3 protein-coding genes are annotated in these 6,842 nt (G+C 41.5%); all 3 read left to right on the forward strand.

What is annotated here, in order from left to right; translation table 11 throughout:
* Nucleotide 1 precedes the first annotated feature (1 nt).
* The 3 genes from hslO to H5182_RS20460 all read left to right on the forward strand — a co-directional run bounded on the left by hslO (nucleotide 2) and on the right by H5182_RS20460 (nucleotide 6,272).
* The gene (hslO, locus tag H5182_RS20450; RefSeq protein WP_145242756.1) at nucleotides 2-847 is read left to right on the forward strand and encodes an Hsp33 family molecular chaperone HslO; all 846 of its coding nucleotides are present in this window, start codon (nucleotides 2-4) and stop codon (nucleotides 845-847) included.
* A 265-nt stretch (nucleotides 848-1,112) separates the two neighbouring features.
* Nucleotides 1,113-2,651 (forward strand): phosphoenolpyruvate carboxykinase, encoded by a 1,539-nt coding sequence (locus tag H5182_RS20455; RefSeq protein ID WP_182732552.1) that lies wholly within the window; start codon nucleotides 1,113-1,115, stop codon nucleotides 2,649-2,651.
* Between the two features lie 396 nt (nucleotides 2,652-3,047).
* Entirely contained in the window at nucleotides 3,048-6,272 is a 3,225-nt protein-coding gene (locus H5182_RS20460) for a TonB-dependent receptor (protein WP_182760528.1), read from the forward strand.
* Nucleotides 6,273-6,842: the final 570 nt, after the last annotated feature.

A 6,842-nucleotide genomic window follows, 5' to 3' on the forward strand; every position in this document is an offset into this window, starting at 1 on the left:
CATGCAACAAGATCTACTTCATCGTTATACATTTGATCAACTAGACGTCCGCGGCGAACTCGTACAAATAGAGCAAGCTTATAATGAAATGATTGCCGATCATAATTACCCCGTGCAAGTGCAAGCTTTATTGGGTGAGTTACTGGTCGCAACCTGCCTACTTACAGCTACATTAAAGTTTGAAGGTGATATAGCAGTACAACTGCAAGGTGATGGCCCGGTAAAATATGCGGTTATCAACGGTGATCATCAACAAAATATGCGTGGTATTGCCCGCCTGCAAGGTGAAGTAACAGGCTCAACCATCCAGGAACTAATCGGTAACGGTGTGATGGTACTGACAATCACACCAACTAAAGGTGAGCGTTATCAAGGTATAGTTCCGCTTGAGCATGACACGTTAGCAGCATGTCTTGAAGCCTACTTTGCACAATCAGAGCAACTACAAACACGTCTTTGGTTTGCAACTGACACAACACAAGGTCACGCGAAAGCTGCTGGTTTACTACTACAGGTGTTACCTGTAAATAAAGAAAAGTCGATTACTGACTTTACTCACCTTGAAGCACTCAGCAATACGATTAAAGCTGAAGAGTTGTTAGAGCTTGATGCTGCTACTGTCCTTACTCGACTTTATCATGAAGACAATCCGCGTGTTTACGAGCCGCAAGCAATCCAGTTTAAATGTGGTTGTAGTAGAGAAAAAACCATCACTGCGCTCGTTAATATAGGTCAACAAGCTTTATTAGATGACGTTATTGAAAATGGTGAGGTAAAAATTAGCTGCCATTATTGCTTAAAAGATTACATTTTTAATGAACAAGATGTGAAGAGTATTTTCAACTAACAACATCGTTCAAAAAACCAACAGAATTCAAGCCGCATTTTTTGCGGCTTTTTTGTGCGTAGAGATGATACCGGTGTCATGAATTTAATGATTTCTATGACACCGGTATCATTGAAATTATTCATGTTTTTTGCCAAATATATGTGTTTTTAGGCCTTTCATAGGCTCGAATATCCCTAATCCATCTGTTACTATAATTACAGCTTAAAGGGAAATAAGAACCCCAGAGCTATCCCGTTCAATCTCACACAATTTAGGTATAAACATGACTTCAAGCGCTACTCGTTTTGTCGATCTAACTGCAGCTGAACTTGTCGAACACGCGATCCGTCGCGGTGAAGGGACTTTAGCCGCCAATGGAGCTTTTGTTGCTAACACTGGTCGTCGTACTGGTCGTTCACCACAAGATCGTTTTATTGTTCAAGAACCAAGTACTGAAAATGAAATCCAGTGGGGTAATGTAAATCGCCCTTTCGATGCAGATAAATTTGACGCTTTATGGGCACGTGTTGAAGCACATGTGCAGAGCAACGACCACTTCATCTCTCACCTTGAAGTAGGCGCTGATCCAGAGCACTATTTACCTGTTGTTGTTACAACGGAAACTGCATGGCATCATATCTTTGCCAAAAATATGTTTATCGAACCTAAATCTTATAATGCATCTGATTTACCCCAATGGCAGGTAATGAATGTACCTTCATTTGTTTGTGACCCAGAACGTGATGGCACTAACAGTGATGGCACAGTAATTATCAACTTTGCACAACGTAAAGTATTGCTTGCAGGTATGCGTTATGCCGGTGAAATGAAAAAATCAATGTTCTCAGTGCAAAACTTTCTACTACCAGCGAAAGGCGTGCTACCAATGCACTGCTCAGCTAACGTAGGTGAAGCTGGCGATACAGCATTATTCTTTGGTCTATCTGGTACCGGTAAAACAACTTTATCAGCAGATCCAACTCGCTTTTTAATTGGTGATGACGAGCACGGCTGGGCACCTGGTAGTGTATTCAACATCGAAGGTGGTTGTTATGCTAAGTGTATCGACCTTTCACAAAAGAATGAGCCTGTTATCTGGGATGCAATCCGCTTTGGAACTATCCTAGAGAACGTTGTCCTTGATGAAAAAGGTATTCCTGATTTTCATGATACTAGCCTAACGCAAAATAGCCGCGCAGCTTATCCGCTTGAACACGTTGAAAAACGTAAAGTAGAGAACCGCGCAGGCGAGCCAAAAGCAGTGGTATTCTTAACCTGTGATGTAAGCGGCGTATTACCACCAGTATCAATCCTTAGCGAAGAAGCTGCAGCGTTTCATTTCCTAAGCGGTTACACTGCAAAAGTTGGCTCAACTGAAATTGGTTCTACCAGCGATATCGAATCAACATTCTCAACCTGTTTTGGTGCACCATTCTTCCCACGTCCAGCGGGTGTATACGCGGAGCTTCTAATGAAGCGTGTACGTGAATTTGGCGCTAAGGTATACCTAGTTAACACTGGTTGGACTGGCGGTCCTTACGGCACTGGTAAGCGTTTTGATATTCCAACTACCCGCGCTGTTGTTGATGCAATCGTATCAGGTAAACTGGCTGGCGTTGAAACTCAACATATTGATGTTTTAAACCTAGACGTACCAGTTGCAGTACCAGGCGTTAACAGCGAGCTACTTAACCCAATCAATACTTGGGAAGATAAAGCTAAATACGCTGAATATGCGGCCAAACTTGCAGCAGACTTCACTGAAAACTTCGCTAAATACGATGTATCAGATGAAATCAAAAATGCAGGACCTAAAGCTTAATAAGCTACTTTAGCCTCATAATTAAAACGCCAACCTCGAGTTGGCGTTTTTGATTTTAACCAGAAAATTAAATCCATCACTCTTACTACTAAACCTGAGTTCGGGGTAATAACCCTATCTCCTGTCGCTATTTTCATATAACAATTATTATGGAATAACTACCCCCTTACATTTAAAAGAACGACTAATCCTTAGCTCCTGTTAAAAAGTAACCTTAAAAAACAAAATAAATGTTACTTTATTTCTTTTAATATGTTAAAAAAGTATTGCATTAATTTAAAGTAGTAACTAAAACTTGGCATATTAAGTAGCAATGCCGATCGAAAGGAGTAACTTTGCCCTCGTTAAAATGCAAGGTTACAACTGGTTATAAAAATAAGTAAAAGAGATTAAACCATGTCAAAATTAGTCATCGATAGCAATAAATACAACACTGGACGAACGAAAACTCGGCTTAGCCTTGCGATTTCATATGCATTACTAGGTCTTTGTCCACTGTTACTTACAGCTCAAACTTCGCAACAAAATGACAGCGATGTCAAACCTATTAATAAAGATGAATCAATTGAGGTTATAGAGGTCACGGGCATCCGTGGCAGTATCTATAGCGCACAAAACTTAAAGCGCTATGCTGATACCGTAAAGGATGTTATCACGGCATCAGATATTGGTGCACTGCCTGACAAATCAGTGACTGAGGCTCTACAACGTGTTCCTGGGGTCACAATTGAACGCTTTGCATCTTCTAGTGATCCGAAGCATTATGCAGATGAGGGGACTGGTGTTCTTATTCGAGGCTTGGACCGGGTCCGCTCTGAAGTAAATGGCCGTGATGCATTTAGCGCAAATCCATCGGGTGGCCTAAGCTATGAGGACTTCCCCGCGGAGCTACTAGGAGCTGTAGAAGTAGTTAAGAACCAAACCGCGGATCTTATATCAGGAGGTATTGCTGGTACAGTCAACCTAATTACTCGCAAACCATTTGATTCCACAGACCGTATTATCTCTTTTAACGCAAAAGCTAATTACAGTGACTTTCGAGATGAGACAACTCCTTCTTTCTCCGCTCTGTTCTCTGATAACTGGGAAACTGATGCAGGTAAATTTGGCTTTCTTATTGCCGGATCACAATCTGAATATAAAACACGAGGTGATGGTATTGGTTTAGGTAATTTCCACTCCCGTGGCGATTCATTTATTCCCACTACTGATCAATGGGGTGGCATCATAGGTGTTGATCCAAGCTCGCCGGTTGATGGCCCTGCTTTACCCGGTCAACCTGCAGCGAGTGTTTGGCATGTTCCGGTTGCTATTCATATGAGTACAGCTACTAATGATCGTAAACGCACTGGCTTTACATCATCATTGCAATGGGCTAACAACGACGAAACTATAGTGGCCACCTTGGAACATATTAATTCAAGAGCCTCATTGGAGTGGAACGAACGCCAAATTGGACAAGCAGCTCAAGGCTTTAAAGGGTTTATGGGCTCATCTCAGAATTGGATGGATGATGCTGAAAATGGTTACCCATTAACCACTGAGAATGGATTCGTCACATCAGGTATTGCTTTAGGTGTAAGTCCTGAAACTCCTTTTTTCTATCGAAGTCGCTGGAACTATAACGAAAATACCGTTAAAGATACTTCATTCAAACTAACACTAAAACCAATTGATCGCCTGACGGTTGATTTCGATTACCAACACATAGACTCTGAAAAATCACTACAAAATTACAGTATGTCAGGTCAAACACGAGGTAATCATGTCCATGTAGTTTCGCCTTACTTCCTAGATATGCGCGGCTCTAGACCTTCTGTTGAATTTCTCAGTGACAATATTTTAACCGCAGGTTGGTCTCCTAATGAAGATTGGAATGGTCCTGTACCAAATCTATTTCTTGGTAGTGGCATGGAACAAATAGAGCATAATACAGCCAAAGCCAATAGTTTTAAATTAGATGTTAATTACGAACTCGATGGTACATTTACTAACATTAAATCTGGTATTTATCACTCAGACAAAGACTTGACTGTTCGCGACACCGCTTATGAAGGTTGGTCTGCAATCGGTACACCATGGGTACAAGATGACCGTAATGCAGCTTCTGCAGTTAATCGACCTGAATTATTTGAGCGTGTTGATTTCTCTGATTATTACAACGGTCAAGTACTGCAAGGTAATGTAAATAACTTCCTTTTTCCACGCATGGAATTAGTCAAAAATTATGCTGATTCGCTCCGCCAGGGCTGTAAAGATGGTTGGCATAATGCAACAAACAGCGCAGCAAACAACGGTATTTGTACGGGTACTTACGTCCCTTATACAGATAAGCCAAACCGTGTTGAAGGCCCTTATGCAGCTCATAATATCAGTGCAACAAACGAAAAACGCACCGAGTTTTATGTACGTGGCGACTTTGATTTTGTCGCGCAAGATATTCCAATAGTCGGTAATGTAGGTTTACGCTATGTAAACTACAAATTAGCCTCCACTGGCGCATTAGTGCAACCGCCGGTAAGTAAGCGCGGTGAATCTGGAACATCCTTAAATACAGTAATGCAGCAGCCAGAATACAAGCGCTATTATGATCTTGCTGGGGGTGAATCAACACTGAGCACAGTGGATGGTACTGATTACAGCACAATATTACCAAGCTTAAACCTAAGCATGGGTATTAGCGAAGACGTAGTGGTAAGATTTGGCATCTCAAAAGCCTTATTTTACCCAAGCCTAGTTGATGCACGGAACATCAGTATTATCAATCTAGACTATAATCGTCGCCTCCAAACACCTGGCGCAGACTATGATGAAACGAGTAACCCTGTTGTAGGAATCGATGATATAGAACTGACCGCATTATCGGGTAATCCTTACCTTAAACCTGAAACAGCAATAAATACCGATCTAACAACCGAATGGTATTTCGCGCCAGCAGGCTACGTTACTTTGGGGCTATTCCATAAAAAACTAGATAACATTATTCGCAATAGAACATTTGACCTTGACGTGACATACGGAACTGAAGAATACAACTTATCTGCATATGGTCCTGCCAATACTGGCTCTGGTACACTGCGCGGTGCTGAATTTTCATACTCTCAATTCTACGATATGCTGCCAGGCGCTTGGGGTGGTTTAGGTTTACAATTAAACTATACCTTCATAGACCAGAGTGGTTTAGAAGATCCTAACGAAATCTCAAATGGAACATTAGGATTCGATGAAAATGGTAACCCTATCGCTGATAACCGTAACACTTTCCGTGTGTTCAGTGGGCTACCTCTGCAAGGGTATTCAGACCAAAACTTAAATATTATCGGTATGTATGAATACGAAAAGGTTTCTTTTCGTCTAGCCTATACGTGGCGCTCTGAATATTTATTAACCCTACGCGAATCTGAAGAATATGTACCAGCTTATGCTGAGGCTTCAAGTATGATGGATGCCAGCTTATACTACACCATTAATGATCATTGGAAAGTAGGTGTTGAAGCGAGTAATTTACTCGAGACTGAAACCAAAACTAAATATCAAATGGATCAAGCGGGCACTAAAACTCAGGCGTTGAACTTCACGACAGATCGACGCTTTGCACTTAGCGTTCGAGCAACTTTCTAGAAGCTAAATACTAAAACGCGTAGCAGCAAGACTACGCGTTTTTATTCCAAAGCTTTCGCTAATTTATCTATCACTTATAGAGGTTACAGGTTTGCCTGTTACTTATAAAAAACACTAGTTTGCCTTCTATTTATAAAGAGTGCGAGTTGACTAGTTTCTCATGATTAAAAATAGCAGTGCACGCATCTCAAAAGGTTAAAGCTGTCTTCCTCACCAACTCACTCATTCACTTTACTGCTGATGTAAAAAGCCCGACTATTACTAGTCGGGCTTTCTAAATTTGAAGCCATGGTGTGCTGCGCAGTAGGATGACCTACTTTCACATAACAAATGCTACACTATCATTGGCCGGGGCTCGCCTTCGAGCTGTTTTGTTTCACTACTGAGTTCGGCATGGGGTCTTGGCTATTTATTAAATACCAGACAACAAAAAACCCGTCACATTGCTGTAACGGGTTTCTCTTATTTGGAGCCTGGCAATGTCCTACTTTCACATAGCAAATGCTACACTATCATCGGCGCTGTTTCGTTTCACTACTGAGTTCGGCATGGGGTCAGGTGGGTCCAAAA

The organism is Pseudoalteromonas sp. SG44-17 (assembly GCF_014164235.1).
Classification (GTDB): domain Bacteria; phylum Pseudomonadota; class Gammaproteobacteria; order Enterobacterales; family Alteromonadaceae; genus Pseudoalteromonas; species Pseudoalteromonas rhizosphaerae.